2 protein-coding genes are annotated in these 2242 nt (G+C 71.0%); both read right to left on the bottom strand.

Features of this window, described 5'->3' with window-relative positions:
• Positions 1-403: 403 nt before the first annotated feature.
• On the bottom strand, positions 404-1879 hold the full coding sequence (locus E3T37_RS09795) for an NAD-dependent succinate-semialdehyde dehydrogenase (protein WP_134366601.1): 1476 nt from the start codon (positions 1877-1879) through the stop codon (positions 404-406).
• Between the two features lie 131 nt (positions 1880-2010).
• On the bottom strand, positions 2011-2242 hold a 232-nt coding region (locus E3T37_RS16830; RefSeq protein WP_166806089.1), incomplete at its 5' end, for a hypothetical protein.

The following is a 2242-nucleotide window of genomic DNA, read 5'->3' as shown; positions in this document are numbered from 1 at the left end:
GCGGTGCCGGTGCGCGGTGCCGGTGCGCGGTGCCGGTGCGCGGTGGGCGCGCGGCGGGCGCGCCCGTGCAGCCCGGTCAGCCCGGGTCCCTCTGCATAACTCCTGCAGATTCGCGCCGCGACGGATGCGCATCCGCGGAATTCCGGGGCCGGCCCAGGCCGGCGAGACCGAATTGCATGAGTTATGCAGCGGTGCGCTCGGCCACCGGGGGGGCTAACTCAGGAAAACCGGGTGCGATGGGCACCCGGCACCCGGATCAGTGCGGCGACGTACGGATGCCGCGGCGGATCTCCTGAGTTAGCCGCACGGGCCGGTCGGCGAGGCGCCCGCCCGGCGAGGCGAGGCGACCCGCCGCTCCGCCGCTCCGCCGACCCGCTGCTCCGCCGGCGAACCCGCCCTGCGACTACCCGGCGAAGGGGTCCGGGGTGAGGGTGTACTTCGTGGAGAGGTATTCGTGGATGCCCTCGAGTCCGCCCTCACGGCCCAGACCGGACTGCTTGACCCCGCCGAACGGAGCCGCCGCGTTGGAGACGACACCGAGGTTGAGGCCCATCATGCCCGTCTGCAGGCGCTCGATCATCCGCTGGCCGCGGGCCAGGTCCTGGGTGAACACATAGCTGACCAGCCCGTATTCGGTGTCGTTGGCGATGCGCACGGCGTCGTCCTCGTCCACGAACGGGGTGATCGCCAGGACCGGTCCGAAGATCTCCTCGTGCAGGATGTTGCTGCCCGGCGTGACGCCGGAGATCACGGTGGGCTGGTAGAAGGTTCCGATGCCGTCGATGGCGGAGCCGCCGGTGAGGAGCGTCGCGCCCCGGTCCACGGCATCCTGGACCAGCGCGTCAGCCTTGGCGACCGCGGCCTCGTTGATCAACGGGCCGATGTTGACACCGGCCTCGGTGCCGCGTCCCACCGTGAAGTCGTTGACGCGCTCGGTGACCCGGCGGGCGAACTCCTCCGCGATCGACTCGTGCACGATGAACCGGTTCGCTGCCGTGCAGGCCTGGCCCACGTTGCGGAACTTGGCGGCGATCGCGCCTTCGACGGCCTTGTCCAGGTCGGCGTCCTCGAACACGACGAACGGGGCGTTGCCACCGAGTTCCATCGAGGTGCGCAGCACGCCCTGCGCGGACTGCTGGATCAGCTTCTGGCCGACCGGCGTGGAGCCCGTGAAGCTGAGCTTGCGCAGTCGGGGGTCGGCGATGATCGGGTCGGACACCGCGCCCGAGGTCGACGTCGTGATGACGTTCACGACGCCGGCCGGGAGTCCGACCTCCTCAAGCAGTTTCACGAAGTAGAGGGTGGTCAACGGGGTGAGCGCGGCCGGCTTGATCACGACGGTGCAGCCCGCGGCGAGCGCCGGGGCGATCTTGCGGGTCGCCATCGCGAGCGGGAAGTTCCAGGGGGTGATCAGGAAGCACGGCCCGACCGGGTGCTGGGACACGATCATGCGGCCCGTGCCCTCGGGGTTGGTGCCGTAACGGCCCGTGACGCGCACGGCCTCCTCGCTGAACCAGCGCAGGAACTCGCCGCCGTAGGCCACCTCGCCGTATGCCTCGGAGAGCGGCTTGCCCATCTCGATCGTCATCAGCAGGGCGAATTCGTGCTTGCGCTCCTGCATCAGGTCGAAGGCCCGGCGCAGGATCTCGCCGCGAACGCGCGGCGGGGTGGCGGCCCAGCTGGCCTGCGCGTCGACGGCGGCGTCGAGGGCGGCGGCGCCATCCGCGACCCCGGCGCTGGCAATGGTCTTGATGACCTTGCCGGTGGCCGGGTCGTGCACCGTGAGGGTCGCCCCGTCGGCGGCCGGCACCCACTCGCCGTTGATGAACAGTTCGTTGGGAACGTGCTGGAGCAGCTCCGCTTCGGTCACGTGCGTCATTGGTTCTCCCATGGTCGTGTCTTCCCGTCGGTTGACGGTGAAATTCTATCCAAGCCACCGGCTCCGGGTGCGTCCCGGGATTCCGGAGCGCGGCGCATCCGTCGGCCGGCCGCCGGCGCGTCGCCCGGCAGTCAGGTTCCGAACAGGGGCAGCAGCATCCCGCCGGCCATCATCGTCATCGCGAGCGCCATGCTCACGTGCTGGGCTGCCTCCAGCCTGTCAGCAACCGCGATCCCCCGCGACCCCGCCGCGCGCCGCGCCGACCGAACGGCGCTGACCGCCAGGGCGACGGATGCCGCGGCCGCCAGACCGCCGAGCAGCAGTCCGCCCGCTCCGGACAGCGCCAGGCCGTGCCCGCCGTGT

The organism is Cryobacterium sp. TMT2-10 (assembly GCF_004403075.1).
Lineage (GTDB): Bacteria > Actinomycetota > Actinomycetes > Actinomycetales > Microbacteriaceae > Cryobacterium > Cryobacterium shii.
Note: the sequence above shows the minus strand (reverse complement) of the source record. Positions and strands in the feature narration are given on the sequence as shown.